Raw genomic sequence first — 13757 nt, forward strand, 5'->3', positions numbered from 1 at the left:
GACTTGATCGTACAGACATTATCAGGAACAGTTGAAGGCGAAAATTTAAACGGTGCGTATGTATTCCGGGGCATCCCCTATGCGGCCCCGCCAGTCGGCAAGCGCAGATTCAAGCCTCCGGTCCCTCCGCAACCCTGGCCGGGCGTGAGGCCGTGCAGCCAATCCGGCCCAATCGCACCGCAGAAGCATAATCCGCAAGGCTTCATGCCGGAGCTTGTACAGTCCGAAGATTGCCTAAACTTGAATGTGTGGACACCAGGCGCAGGCGATAAGTTAAAGCCTGTCATGGTCTTTATCCATGGCGGGGGATTCATATCGGGCAATGGAGCGGAGTGCGACGGATTTCGCTATGCAGCCGAGGATGAAATCGTCTACGTATCGATCAATTATAGGCTCGGCGCATTAGGTTTCTTGTATTTGGTAGACCTGCTGGGCAAAGAATATGCAACCTCCGGTAACAATGGCATGCTGGATATCGCGGCCGCCCTCCAATGGGTTCAGTTGAATATTACCGCTTTTGGCGGCGACCCGTCGCGCGTAACCGTCATCGGTAATTCTGCCGGGGCCAAATGCACGGCCGCACTTTACGTGATGGAAGCGGCACAGGGCTTATTTCACCGGGCTATAGCCCAAAGCGGCGCAACGCAGTCGATACGGGATTGCCAAACCGCCAATGTCACGACTCTCCGGCTGCTAGAAGAGCTGGGATTATCTCCAGCGCAGGCGCATCAGCTGCTTGAACTTCCTGCGGAGAAAATAATCGAAGCGCAGTCAACGATCGGTTCCGATACCTCGCGCAGCCTGCATATGTTCGGCCCGGTATCCGATGGCCATGTTATCCCCGTAGATCCCCTGGCGAGCCTAACCGGCAGCATCGGTCTGCCGCCGCTGCTGATCGGCACGAATGAGGATGAAGCAGCCATCTTCATTCAAGATGATCCCGTGCTTCAATCACCGGCCTTCGAGACGCTTGAACGATTCTTCGGAGCGAATGCCGCTGTCGTGCGAGATGCCTATGGTCGTTATAACCAATCGATGTCATCGAGTGATGCTTGGAACAAAGCGTTAACCGAGCATCTATATACGATTGGAGCGATGCAGTTCGCAGAAGCCGTGGCATCGTCCGGAACATTGGTGTGGATGTATCGGCTTCAATGCGGCGGCACACTCGGCGCGATACACGGTTATGAAGGCAGTCTCATCCATGCGGCGTTAATCCGCAATCCCATGTCCGAAATACCCAGCAACGAGGATCCATATGCTGTAGCAGCTGAGAGTTATGCACTGGCAACCGCCATGCGGGAAGCATGGGTTGCCTTTATACAAAGCGGAGATCCGAATATCCATGCGCTGCCGGCTTGGCCCGTCTATGGAAGCGGGCACGCCACCATGGTTCTGGACAAGATTTGCTGCGTTCGCGATGACCTGCCGGTTCCGGCCGGGATCGGCGTTCCTCATCAGGTTTGGAGGATAGTCTGATGCAGTTGGTCGATATCGCCCTCGTTATGGTGCTGCTCGGACTCCTTCTCGGTTTTGTAGGCGCAGGCGGCTCAGGTTTCATTATATCCATCCTAACCGTCGTATTCGGTTATCCCATTCATACCGCGCTGGGTACGGCACTGGCGGCGATGTTCTTCTCGTCGCTTTCCGGTTCTGTCAGCCATTACCGGGAAGGGAACATGGCACTGAAGACGGGGGCCGTCGTCGGCTTGGCCGGTGCGGCAGGGGCATGGGTCAGCTCGGGCTGGTCCTCGCTTATTCCCGAGGATAAGCTGGGCTTCATGACATCCGGTATGCTGTTCGCCTCTGGACTAGCCTTATGGTTCAGGATGCTGTACGTTTCACGTCGGTCGGAGGCTTCCGGGGACTCTGTGCCACCCGGCGGCATCCATGACTTCCGATACTGGCTGCAGGCGCTGCTAATCGGACTCATAACCGGCGCCTTGTCGGGGCTGTTCGGAATCGGCTCCACCCCGTTCATCCAGTTAGGGCTTATGCTGATCCTCGGCATGTCGATGCGTATTGCCGCCGGCACGACCATGCTGGTCATTATGCCAATCGCACTTGCCGGAGGAGCCGGGTACTTCTCGATCGGGTACCTGGATGTTCAACTGCTCGCCGCTGTTGTGATCGGTACGATGTCCGGCTCGTATGTGGGGGCAAAGTTTACGAAGCGGGTACCCGTTGTCTGGCTGAAAACCTGCATGGTCCTCACCCCAATGATGGGTGCCGCCATTCTATTGCTGTAGAGTTTGCCCCCCCCCCCGTCGGGGAGTTGAATGAGCAAACATGATCTCTAAGTGAATTGCCGCGCAATCTCCCAGTCATGACCTGACGCAGCGTTTCCAGCGAACACATTCGTTTTATCCGTCTTCGCCGATCATTTGCAGCTCAATTTGTTTCATCTCATAAAAATATCCCTGCTGCTCCATCAGCTCTGAATACGTGCCCGCTTCAATCACCCTGCCTTGGTCCATGACCAGAATCCGGTCCATCTCTTCCAAGCCGGTCAGCCGATGGCAAATGAGAACAAGCGTATCGTTAACCGCTTGCGCCAGCAGCTGCCGAAAAACACGCTGCTCCGTAACGTAATCCAGCGAAGACGTCGGTTCGTCCAGCAGCCATAACCGTCCTTCTCGGAGCATCGCCCGGGCCAAGGCTAAGCGCTGCTTCTCTCCCTCCGACAAGTTCTCCCCTTTTTCATACACCCTATCGTCCAGGGACTTGTTCTGCAGCTGCACTTTATCCAGTATATCCGACAACGCTTGATCGGAATGAGGTTCCTCGTTCAGCAGCAGGTTGTCCCGAATGGTGCCCCGAAAGAAATGACTGTGCTGCAGCACAACCTTTGAGGCTTGCCAAATACTCGTTTCATCCAGATCCTTAACCGACGTATCATTTAAACGAATCTGGCCGTCTGTCGGCGTGCGCAGCTTGAGCAGCAATTCGAGGAGGGTGGTTTTCCCCGATCCGCTCGGCCCGACAATGGCCGTTTTAGATCCCGGCGGTAAGTAGAGGGAAATGTCTTTTAGCGCTGGGCGCCATTCATCTTCATATTGAAAGGAAACACCGCTCAGCTCAATGGAAACGGCTTTCTCGATCAGCAGGACGCCGCTTGGCTGCGGCGGCTGCTGTTCTGCGGCATGAACCGTTTCCGCAAGCCGAGCTGCCGCATGTTCGCTATCCAGCTTATATGCAGGCAGTATGGCCATTGGCGCAGCTTCTTCAAACACCGTAAGCGAAGCCATGACCAGCATGGCGAGATATACGCCGGCAAGCGAGCCGTCCATAATCAAATAGGCGCCAAGAATCAGTACGCCCCATGAAATCAGATACGATACAAAAACATGCAGCGATTGCCCGCGCAGCAAATGCCGGGCTGCCGTTTGCTGTTCCGCTGCCAATGCGGTGGAGGTACGCTGCAGCTGCTGCTCGCGCTTTTTCATTTGCCCGTATACTTTCAAATCGCGGAATCCGTATAGCAACTCGGTCACTTCTGTGGAAAGCGCCGCTCGTTCTTGGCGCACGCGGCCATATATCCTTCTCTGTCCAAGGAGAACGAGTCCGGGAACCACAAAAGCCGTTGCCAGCATCCCGAGCACAAACAAACAGGCAATCCAGAATGAAAAGGCGGAAGTAAACAAAACCGTAGCCAGAAACACCATAACAACAATGACAGGTGGATAGGCAACGCGCAGAAAGTAATGCTGTAAGCTCTCCACATCCCCGACGATCCGTGCGAGCAGCTCCCCGCTCCGCTTTTTACCCAATATCCCCGGCGTCAAAGGAACCAGCTTGGCAAAAAAGGATGTACGCAAACGGCTGAGCAGAGAGAATGTCGCCCGATGGGAATACAAGCGTTCCGCGTAGCGGCTTGCCGCCCGCAGCAGACCCAGTATTTTTACCAGGGACGTCAGCACAATCAAGGTATAGAGCGGCGGAGCAAATACAGTCTGGGAGATCACATATCCGCTTGCGGCGAAGAGGCATACACCTGCGATGCCGGCAACGAATCCTCCGAGGATGGCGATGGCAATATCCTTCCGTTCCTGAATCATCGACTTGGTTAAAATAGCCAGCTCATTCATGCGAGTCCTCCTTTCCGCTGGGCATCCACCAGGTCAGCATATTGGGGCAGACGCGCTAGAAGCTCATCATGGCGCCCGCTGTCCAGCAGCGCTCCGTTGTCCATAAACAATATCCGATCGGCATGCCGTATCGTGTACAAGCGGTGCGCCACGGTAATCATGGTCGCCTTGCTTGCAAGCTCGGCAATGGACCGCTGCAGAACGCGTTCGGTGTGCAGGTCCAATCCGACGGTGGGCTCATCAAACAAAATAACGGAAGGCTGCTTCAAAAAAGCACGGGCCAGCGCCAGCCTCTGCTTCTCTCCGCCTGACAATCCCCGGCCGCCTTCGCCGACAAAGGTGTCATAGCCCTGCTCCAACTCGGCTGCAACCACGGCAAGTCCAGCGGCCTCCGCCGCCTGCACGACTTCTTCCCGGATGACGTCCCTGCCCGCGCCAATCGTAATATTGTCGGCAAACGTGCCGGCAAAAATATACGGATGCTGGGTAATGTAGCTGACATGTTCAAACCATGAAGCCTCATCGTATTTTGTGAGCGGACGTCCGTTCACCAGTACTTCTCCCGACGTTGGCGCAAGCAGCCCGGCAATGAGATGCAGCAAGGTGGTTTTGCCGGATCCGCTTTTACCGACGATGGCGATTTGCTCCCCTGGCCCAAACGACATGGAGCCGGCTGCAAGCTCGAACGAATCCGGCGCATACCGAAATCTGATATCCCTCAGTTCGATGGTTGGCGGCATCCGAATCAAACCCAAATCGGCTGTCCCAGGCTTATCCGTCATATCGATCGGATCGGCCTGGAGTGTTTTGTCCTTTTTCCCGGCCTCCTCTTTCCCATCTGTCACTGCTCCTGCTTCCCTTGTTTCCGTTAGCATCTCTTCTACTTTTCGGACAGCCCCCATGCTGGTACGACCGCTGTGAAAGGCAGTTCCGGTGTTTTTTAACAGGCTGTAAAACTCGGGCACCAGCAGCAGGATCAAAAAGGCGGTGTGGAAGGAAAGCGACTTGAAAACCAGCAGCTGCAGCGCCAGCTCAAGCGCGACAACGCCAATGCTAAGCATGACGATGGATTCCAGCATGAAGGTGTTGGTAAATGCAATCCGCAAAATGCCCATCGTTGCATCCCGGTAGCCAAGGCTGCTGCGTTCAATTTCCTGCTGCTGATGATCTGTCCGGCCATACAGCTTCAGCGAAACCAGCCCTTGAAGAGAGTCGAGAAATGTACCGGAAAATTCGGCCAGCTGTGCGAATTTTTCCTCTGATTTGTTCTTCGTTTTCAGACCCACAAGCACCATAAATATCGGGATAAAGGGAGCGGTAACCAGCATAATCAAGCCGGAATTCATATGCTCCGTAAAAACAATGACCAGAATCAGGACAGGAATGATGGCGGCTTCTATCATACGCGGCATATATTGGCTGAAATAACTGTCCGCCTCGTCCACGGCATCCAGTGCTACACTGACTTTTCCGCCCGTTTGTCCACGAAGCGTTGAAGCTACGGAAGCGTTAGCCAGCCTACGCAGCACCGCTGCTCGCATCTCCGTCTTGGCGCTGGCAGCCATGTGCAAGCCGATGATCCCGTTTCCATAAGACAGCAGCGTCCTTGCAGCCATCACGGCCAGCAATGCGCCAAGTATGGCAGCTACCGACGAAAAGGAAGCCCGCTGCACAAAAATCCGCTGACCCGCTTCGGCGAGCAGTGCGGCCTGGCCTGTCATGGCAGCACCGAGCGCAAGCGACATGAACCCCAAGAGTATCAACCGTTTCCTTTGTGCGGACATTTGCTGGGACAACAGACTGGTTTTCCCCTTCAAATAAACTCCCCTCCTTTATACTAAACCGATGCAAGTACCCTTACATGAAGATACCCGAGCCCCGATTATTTTTTGCCTTTTACATAATCCGCATCAAACAGAAATAGCCTGAAGACCAGTATAAGGGACGGTATCAGCAGGCATAGGCCGCCGATAAAGGCTGCCACAAGCGCAGCGCCCATCGACTCATGCGTGGCCCCGCTCTGAATGGTAATGTACGGATCCAGAATATAAGGATACTGCCCGATGCCGTATGCAAAAAATGCACAGAAAAATTGCAGCATGACACAAATAAAAGCCAGTCCGTAGCGGCGTCCTTTGTACAGCAGCCATATGGCTGACGTGAAAAAACCAACGGAAAGCGCCAACAGCCACCATAAATCCATCATGTTTTGAAAATGCCGCTCATTATGCTGACTGAGGAAAATAAATGCCGTGAGCGCGGCAATAATGGTGGGCGTACTCCAAAACAAGGCATATGTGCGCAACAGCTTTAGCGCTGGCTGATCGTCCGCCCGGGAGGCGTAGAAGGCCAGGAACGATCCGCTTATAAACAGCACCGATACGATGGCCAATGCAACGATGCTCCACGACAACGGACTGGTTATGAGCGTCCCATATTCCAAAGAAACAGCCCCCCCTCTATCCACAATAAAACCGCCTTCGGAAAGCGTTAATGCGACCGACAAGGAAGCCGGAATCAGCAAACCTGTGGCCCCGTATAAAAACAGATACACAATGTTTTCTTTGGAGCCGTAATTTTCAAACGCATAAAAGGAGCCGCGGATTGCCAGCAGAATAATGGCGATGCTTCCCGGTATAAGCAGCGCAGAGCCATAATAATAGGCCGTGTCCGGGAAAAACCCGACGATGCCGATAAAGAAAAAGACAAAAAACACATTGGTAATTTCCCAGACCGGCGATAAATAACGGGATATCAATCGATTGATCAGGTGGTCCTGCTTCGTCAAACGGGCATAGAAGGCAAAAAAACCAGCGCCGAAATCAATGGAGGCTATAATTAAATAGCCGTATAAAAACAGCCAAAGGACGGAGATGCCTATCAACTCGTAATCGATCATACTGGCTCACCCTTTCCCGTGGAGCGTTTCTCTTTCACAATCTCGTCCAGCTCGGCTTCCGCCGGTTTATTACGGAACAACCGTCTCAGTACAAAGACACACATGGTCCCCAGCACAATATACAGCAGCAGGAAGAGGAAAAAGAGAATCCTTACATTCGGTGAAGTCGTAGCTGCCTCCTCTACGCGCATATATCCGCGGATTATCCACGGCTGCCGCCCGAGCTCCGCATAGAACCAGCCCATTTCAACGCCCAAAAATGCAAGGGGCGCACTAAAAACAATGCCCCGAAGCAGCCACTTGTTGAGCTCATTGCGTCTCTTCCAGAACAAAAACAGGAAATACAGGACCGCAACGGCCAACAGAACAAAACCGATCCCGGCCATGAAATCAAACAAATAGTGGACAAGCAGCGGCGGCCTTTCATCCAGCGGGAACTCCTCCAAACCTTTTACCTCGGCATCAAAGTCTCCAAAGGCCAGGAAGCTGAGCGCTTTCGGAATGTGAATGGCTCCCATGACCTTCTGCTCCGCATTAAGCCAGCCCAGTAATATCAGATCTGCACCGCTTTCCGTTTCAAAATGCCATTCTGCGGCGGCCAGCTTCTCCGGTTGATGCTCTGCCAGAAACTTGGCCGACATATCCCCGGCTAAGGTTGTCAGCACGCTGAACACCAAAACAACCCCCATCATAAGTTTCAATGCTTTTTTGTAATATGCCGAGGCCCCTTTTCTCAGAATAACGTAGGCTGCGATACCCGCCAGCAGGGCAGCGCCCGTTAAATAGGCCGAGGTTAGTACATGGAATACTTTTGAAGGCGTCGCCGTATTCATCATCGCTTGCAGCGGGTTAACCGCCGTAAAGTGGCCTGCCTCCATGACAAAGCCTCCAGGCTGATTCATGAATCCGTTCACCGTCGTAATAAAAATTGCGGACATGCCTGCCCCGGCAACAATCGGAATCGTCAGCAGCCAATGAGTATACGGATTGCGGAACCGATCCCAGGTGTACATATAAATCCCCAGGAATATGGCTTCAAAAAAGAATGCAAAAACCTCCATAAATAACGGGAGCGCGATGACATTCCCCGCCACTTGCATAAAGTTCGGCCATACAAGCGCAAGCAGCAGGGAAATCGCTGTTCCAGTCACTACGCCAACCGCCACCGAAATAACGAATCCTCTCGTCCACCTTTTGGCCATGAGCATGTAATGAGGATCTTTCTTACGTATACCAACGAATTCGGCAATGGCAATCATTAACGGAACACCGACGCCGACCGTGGCAAAAATGACGTGAAACGCCAATGTTAGCCCCGTCAACCATTTGCTCCACAGCACCGTATCTATAACCACGAGATCCTGCCTCCTTTCAAACCCTGTTCATTCGTTTATCGGGATTAATCCTAATAAGTACATACCCGATATTTAAACGTTATTATAACGAAGGAATATCTCAAATGAATCACGAAAGCCTCTCGTTCAATAAACAATCGAATCTTTCCGACAACTCGGTGAAAATCAAGAAAATCACTCTATCGAGTCATTGTTCTATTAACCGATGTATGGTATTTGAAGCTGCTGGGGCGAAAGCGGGCCGACGGCTTGCGAATGCATTATGGTTTGTCGTCAACCATTCATGCTCATCTGTTTATATGGATAAAAAAGAAAAGTCCCCGTAAATTCGGGGACCAGGCACTCTCATCAATCCTATATAAGGATGTATTTCTGTTTATTCAGGCGTACCTTGCACAGGTCTAACCGTAGATTCTCTCACGATGAGCTCAGGGTCAATTCGAACATTGCCCCCGCGTTTCATCGTTCCATCCATGCGCTTCAGCAGCATATCCGCTGCCGCAAGCCCAATCCGGTCAGCAGGCTGCCGGACCGTTGTCAAATGGGGGCGCAGCTTGGATGAGATATACTGATCATCATAGCCGACAATGGCTACCTGTTCCGGAACCCGGATGCCTTCTTCCAAAAGAGCGTTCAGGACCCCGAGCGCGATATTGTCATCGCCTGCGAATACGGCGGCAGGAAGCCGTCCCTCCCGCAGCCATTTGCGGCAGACCTCATAGCCAAAGTCGATTTCGAAATCGCCCGTAATCATTTCGAACGGCGCCAGGCGCTTTTCCTCAAGCGCCTGCAGAAAGCCGCTGCGACGCTCCCTCGTGCTGCGGAACATATCCTGGCCGCTGATATGCGCAATGGAGGTATGGCCGAGATCGAGCAGGTGCTTCGTTGCGGTATGGCCGCCTTTGTAGTTGTCTATGGTGACAGAATAAGCGTCATTATCCGGCTTCTGGTTGTCTATCAGGACATAAGGGATATTTCGGCGTTTCATTTCCACGATATAGTTGTCTTCTTCTAGCGGCGAGAGCAGAATCAGTCCGTCCACGCGGTCTTCCTGAATCAGATAATGGGCCTCGTCGGAGCCTATACCCGTAGAGACCGAAATGGCCAGGAAATAACCGTGCAGTGCCAGCACCTCATTCAGCTCCTTGACCACAGCGTCGAAGAAAGAGTCCTGAAGGGTAGTTACGATCAACCCAACGATTCCTGTCTTACCGCGTGCTAAACTCCGGGCAGCTGCATTGGGACGGTAATCAAGCTCCTTAATGGCTTCCAGAACCTTTAGTCTGTTCTTCTCTCGAACGGATTCGGCACCGTTTAAGACACGTGAAACCGTCACGACGGACAGTCCTGATTTTTTGGCTACGTCAAATATACTAACCTTCATTGTTTATACTCCTTGCGGCATATTTTCCGTACGTTTACATTAACTTAACACTAGTATACATGTACGGAGCCTGGCCGCGAAGCTAATTTAACAAAAGCACCGCCCCTTTCGGGACGGTGCGATAGTTTGCATTAACGTTTGATAATTTCCATGACTTTTTTCTGAATCGTTGGCATCACACTTCTTGACAGCCCTATCCACAACCCTGCGGCTATCTATTTGCGAACGACAGTATAGCCTTTATCCTGCAGCAGCTTCACGATGCCATGCTCGCCCAGATAATGGGCTGACCCAACCACAATGAAATACTCTTCGTTTTTGCCATTTTTCAAATATCCGTCGATTTTGTCCGCCATGCCGATGTTACGATCGATCAGCATCGCTTTGTTATATTCCTCGTCACCCGATATGCTGTTGGTGAACTCGAGCAGCTGCTCGTCATTGCCCGTTTTCCACATTTCGGCCATCTGGTTCACGCTCTCGTCCAGCACGTCGAAGTTATCGAGGGCGATCTTAAGGTTTTTCTCCTGTAGCTCCTTGGAGAAGCTATTAAACATGCCCAGCTGAGATCCATAAGTCTCCAGTTCCAGAATCGGCACTTTTCGTTCAATGGCCTTCTGGATGAAATACAGGTCGATTCCAGCTGATGCGTCGTACCCGGCTTTCACGGATTTCAGACTACTAATCGTGGTTTCGGCAACCCAAGGCTTGAATGCATCAAGTGCGTTCGGCTGCATGCCACTTTGCTTCAGAATTTCCCCAAGCTTGGCATAGGTCTCACTGGATACATGGTCCTTCAAGGTTGTCCCATCCTGATACATTCCCAGATCCATGATCAGCTTCTGCTGCTCCTCATCAGCCGCTTTGCTGATATCAATCTCGACGCCCAGATAATCAGCCTCGGCAAATGCTTCTTCAAACTCCGGACGCAGCGGGTAGAAGCTGTCATCCGCGATGTGCATGGAGCCTACCAGATAAACGGTATTCCCGTTGCTCTCCACTTCCCACATGAAGCCGCGGCCACCTGTTTGTGCGACCTCCGTTTCTTTGGAAACCAGCACAACGGTGCGTGTTTTCGCATCCCAGCTAACCTTATAGCCCGCAGCGTCCCCAACAACCCGAATTGGCGCATACGTTACGCCATTGATTCGTTTCAGTTTGCTTTTCAGCGTAATGGTTTTGCCGCCCACAACCACATGGATCGTGTCATCTGCAGCATCCGTCAGTTTCACATCCATCGCCTGGAGCGTTGTTTTGAGCGGAACAAGCGTTGTGCCCTTATCTATAACCGGTGTGCCAAGCGAGTATTTAACCACTTCGTTATCCACTTTTACTGCTGGCTGCTGTGGAGCAGCCATGGCAGGCACTGCCGAAGCAAGTAAACCTACCGAAATCGTGAGCGACAAAATCACTTTTTTCCAATTTTTCATTTATGTAATCTCCTTTATGTTGGTGTAATCGGGTGCGATGAAGAATAGCCGTGCACCAAACTATTTATTTTATGGGGTTATGTTCGCCATACCGCTGTCGGTATGGCGCCCCCCATATCTTCTACTTCTTTGCTCCAGCAGCCCATAAGCCTGCTACAGCGATCACGGCAACTGCTCCCATTAATCCTTCTTGCATGGCATCCTTTAGCGCAGAACCTTCCGTGTTGAACATGAAGCCGAACAAAATCGCGACTGCAGCAGCGCTTAAAAACATTAATAATTTCGAGCTAGTACTTTTGGTCATTTTAACAACCTCGCTATTAAGGATCAGTATCAGATTTAAAGACATCCATTAAAATTGAAAATTACTTGTACAGTTCGTGCTTACATCTTATAAGCCTTCATCGCTTTTCTAAGCTCCTTAAATGTAGGGCGCTTGCCGTACATCAGGACGCCGGTACGATAGATTTTCGCTGCCAGCCAGCCGAAAATGAGAATGGCTACGACCAAGATCGCCAGCGAGAGAAGAATTTCCCATACTGGGATATCACCAAGTCCGATGCGAACCAGAATCGTGGTCGGCGAGATGAACGGGATGTAGGTAGACACCTTCATCAGCATCGAGTTCGGCGCACTCAGGCTAAAGATCGCGATATAGAACGCCACCAGCGACAGCATCGTAATCGGCATAACGGCTTGACCCAAATCCTCGGTACGACTGACAATCGAACCAATGGCCGCGTAGAGCATCGCATACAAGAAATAGCCAAGGATGTAGAAGATCAAACCAAACACCAGAAGCATCGGATCGATCGCCGTCAGGTCGAGATTCATATCCTTCAATGTATCCATATTGTGCGGCAGCATCAGGTTCACGGCGGTTACAACACCGAATGCCGCGATCTGCGACAGTCCCAGCAGGAACATGCCAATAACCTTACCAAACATTTGGCTCAGCGGAGATACGCTTGTAATCAAGATCTCCATAATGCGGGAGCTCTTCTCTGTCGTGACTTCAGATGCGATCATATTCCCCGTACCCATCAAAGTGAAGAAGAACAGAATAATCAGTGCATACACGACAATGTAGTTAATAACCTCGGAGGCCCCTTCCTTCTCTCCGGAAGCTCCGCCTGCGTTACCTGTTTCTGTAGGGTCGATACCCCGAGCGTCGATCTGAACCGGCGTATTCAGCTCATTGATCTGCGCATCGGACAAATTAAGTCCGTCTACAATGCTGCGCGTCTTCGCCACTTGCAGAGCTGCTTGCAGGTTGGATTGCAGTTCCGGACTCATGGCCTCGTCTTCATAGCTGTAGACCACCGTCGGGAACGCATTGCCTTCTTTTGCTTCAAATTTCAGATAACCTTCGATAACGCCATCTTTAATGTCTTTATTCAGAGCGGCTTCATCTGCCGTTTCGTATTTGACGAATTCATAGGAGGTCGACGGCAGGTTACTCCAGGTAGTCTCCAGTTGTTCGGCGAGCGTCTGCTCCTGTCCATAAACCAGACCGATGCGGGTGGTTTCTTCGGACCCCGCCTTATCTCCCGTAAACATTTGAATCAGAAAAGGAAGATTGATCCCAATCGTAATAATGAGTGCAAAAATCAAGGTTGAAACAAGAAAGGACTTCGTTCTTACTTTATTCATGAACGTAAATCGGATAACGGTCCACATATTATTCATTGGATTCACCTACCGCCTTTATGAAGATTTGATTGAGTGTCGGCTCCTTCACTTCAAACCGATGGATCGTGCTTTGCGACATGGCCGTATTCAAAATGTTTTGGGCTGCATCAACCTGGCTGATCCGGATGGAGTAGCCGTCTTCTGTCCGCTCCACAGCTGTTACGCCGGCCAGAGCTTCAAGACCCCTAACTTCACCGGACGTACCAAGCACCACTTCTTCACGAGGATACTTGGATTTGATATCCTTCAGATTGCCCTTCACTACCGTATTGGAGCGATGCAGAATGGTAATGTTCTTACACAACTCCTCGACATGTTCCATCCGGTGGGTGGAGAACAGAATGCTCGTGCCCTTGTCGCGAAGTTCTTTTACCGTTGATTTCAGAAGTTCGACGTTCACCGGATCCAGACCGCTGAAGGCTTCATCCAGAATCAGAATTTGCGGGTCGTGGACAACCGCTGCGATAAATCCCATTTTTTGCTGGTTACCTTTGGACAGTTCTTCAATCTTCTTATCATAATAGTCAGGTACTTCAAACCGTTCCAGCCAATATTTCAGACTCTTATCCGCGTCCTTCGCGGACATGCCCCGCAGCTGTGCCAAGTAGGAAATCTGCTCGCTGACTTTCACTTTCGGGTATAACCCGCGCTCCTCCGGCAAGTAACCCATAATATGTCGCAGTTCCTTGTTATACGGCTTTCCGTTATACAGAATCGTCCCGTCATCCGGGTAGATCAACCCAAGCACCATCCGCATGGTGGTTGTTTTGCCGGCGCCGTTCGCGCCAAGCAGCCCGTAGATTTCACCTTCCTCAACCTGAAGCGAAATCCGGTTTACTGCCGTTTTGTCCGCATAAATCTTAACTACATTGTCTAATTGCAAGCGTTGCATATCGTAAAATCCCCTCT

11 protein-coding genes are annotated in these 13757 nt (G+C 51.6%); 2 read left to right on the forward strand and 9 right to left on the reverse strand.

The annotated features are described in order from the left end of the window. Positions 1 to 3: 3 nt before the first annotated feature. Together M4D81_RS25090 and M4D81_RS25095 are read left to right on the forward strand one after the other, a co-directional pair. Positions 4 to 1479 (forward strand): carboxylesterase/lipase family protein, encoded by a 1476-nt coding sequence (locus M4D81_RS25090; protein WP_260068436.1) that lies wholly within the window; start codon positions 4 to 6, stop codon positions 1477 to 1479. Further along, complete coding sequence (locus tag M4D81_RS25095; RefSeq protein WP_260068437.1) at positions 1479 to 2249, forward strand: sulfite exporter TauE/SafE family protein; 771 nt, start codon at positions 1479 to 1481, stop codon at positions 2247 to 2249. Before M4D81_RS25090 ends, M4D81_RS25095 begins: the two co-directional genes overlap by 1 nt. Before the next feature lie 114 nt (positions 2250 to 2363). On the opposite strand, the gene cydC is transcribed toward M4D81_RS25095, so the two are convergent. The 9 genes from cydC to M4D81_RS25140 all read right to left on the reverse strand — a co-directional run bounded on the left by cydC (position 2364) and on the right by M4D81_RS25140 (position 13740). Continuing rightward, positions 2364 to 4088: a thiol reductant ABC exporter subunit CydC gene (gene cydC / locus M4D81_RS25100; RefSeq protein WP_260068438.1), complete on the reverse strand. Its 1725-nt coding sequence runs from the start codon at positions 4086 to 4088 to the stop codon at positions 2364 to 2366. Continuing rightward, positions 4085 to 5905 carry a thiol reductant ABC exporter subunit CydD gene (gene cydD, locus M4D81_RS25105; protein WP_260068439.1) on the reverse strand — a complete coding sequence of 607 codons (1821 nt, stop codon included), beginning with the start codon at positions 5903 to 5905 and terminating at the stop codon, positions 4085 to 4087. The genes cydC and cydD overlap by 4 nt, the downstream gene beginning before the upstream one ends. Positions 5906 to 5970: 65 nt before the next feature. Continuing rightward, positions 5971 to 6987, reverse strand: a complete 1017-nt coding sequence (locus M4D81_RS25110) for a cytochrome d ubiquinol oxidase subunit II (protein ID WP_260068440.1) — start codon at positions 6985 to 6987, stop codon at positions 5971 to 5973. Then, a complete protein-coding gene (locus M4D81_RS25115) occupies positions 6984 to 8342 on the reverse strand; it encodes a cytochrome ubiquinol oxidase subunit I (RefSeq protein ID WP_260068441.1) in 1359 nt (452 codons plus the stop codon). The genes M4D81_RS25110 and M4D81_RS25115 overlap by 4 nt, the downstream gene beginning before the upstream one ends. Positions 8343 to 8718: 376 nt before the next feature. Next, the gene (locus M4D81_RS25120; RefSeq protein WP_260068442.1) at positions 8719 to 9726 is read right to left on the reverse strand and encodes a LacI family DNA-binding transcriptional regulator; all 1008 of its coding nucleotides are present in this window, start codon (positions 9724 to 9726) and stop codon (positions 8719 to 8721) included. A 215-nt stretch (positions 9727 to 9941) separates the two neighbouring features. Next, on the reverse strand, positions 9942 to 11156 hold the full coding sequence (locus M4D81_RS25125; RefSeq protein WP_260068443.1) for a TraB/GumN family protein: 1215 nt from the start codon (positions 11154 to 11156) through the stop codon (positions 9942 to 9944). A gap of 121 nt (positions 11157 to 11277) precedes the next feature. After that, entirely contained in the window at positions 11278 to 11460 is a 183-nt protein-coding gene (locus M4D81_RS25130; RefSeq protein WP_260068444.1) for a hypothetical protein, read from the reverse strand. Positions 11461 to 11540: 80 nt separating this feature from the next. Continuing rightward, positions 11541 to 12845 (reverse strand): ABC transporter permease, encoded by a 1305-nt coding sequence (locus M4D81_RS25135; RefSeq protein WP_260068445.1) that lies wholly within the window; start codon positions 12843 to 12845, stop codon positions 11541 to 11543. After that, on the reverse strand, positions 12838 to 13740 hold the full coding sequence (locus tag M4D81_RS25140; protein WP_071222055.1) for an ABC transporter ATP-binding protein: 903 nt from the start codon (positions 13738 to 13740) through the stop codon (positions 12838 to 12840). Before M4D81_RS25140 ends, M4D81_RS25135 begins: the two co-directional genes overlap by 8 nt. Between the last annotated feature and the right edge of the window lie 17 nt (positions 13741 to 13757).

Source organism: Paenibacillus sp. p3-SID867 (assembly GCF_025142895.1).
Classification (GTDB): Bacteria; Bacillota; Bacilli; order Paenibacillales; family Paenibacillaceae; genus Paenibacillus_AQ.

Excerpts from the sequence above, each read along its gene's own strand:
- M4D81_RS25095 (WP_260068437.1), top strand. The coding sequence starts at position 1,479 with ATGCAGTTGGTCGATATCGCCCTCGTTATGGTGCTGCTCGGACTCCTT.
- cydC (WP_260068438.1), bottom strand. The coding sequence starts at position 4,088 with ATGAATGAGCTGGCTATTTTAACCAAGTCGATGATTCAGGAACGGAAG.
- M4D81_RS25110 (WP_260068440.1), bottom strand. The coding sequence starts at position 6,987 with ATGATCGATTACGAGTTGATAGGCATCTCCGTCCTTTGGCTGTTTTTA.
- M4D81_RS25120 (WP_260068442.1), bottom strand. The coding sequence starts at position 9,726 with ATGAAGGTTAGTATATTTGACGTAGCCAAAAAATCAGGACTGTCCGTC.
- M4D81_RS25125 (WP_260068443.1), bottom strand. The coding sequence starts at position 11,156 with ATGAAAAATTGGAAAAAAGTGATTTTGTCGCTCACGATTTCGGTAGGT.
- M4D81_RS25130 (WP_260068444.1), bottom strand. The coding sequence starts at position 11,460 with ATGACCAAAAGTACTAGCTCGAAATTATTAATGTTTTTAAGCGCTGCT.
- M4D81_RS25135 (WP_260068445.1), bottom strand. The coding sequence starts at position 12,845 with ATGAATAATATGTGGACCGTTATCCGATTTACGTTCATGAATAAAGTA.
- M4D81_RS25140 (WP_071222055.1), bottom strand. The coding sequence starts at position 13,740 with ATGCAACGCTTGCAATTAGACAATGTAGTTAAGATTTATGCGGACAAA.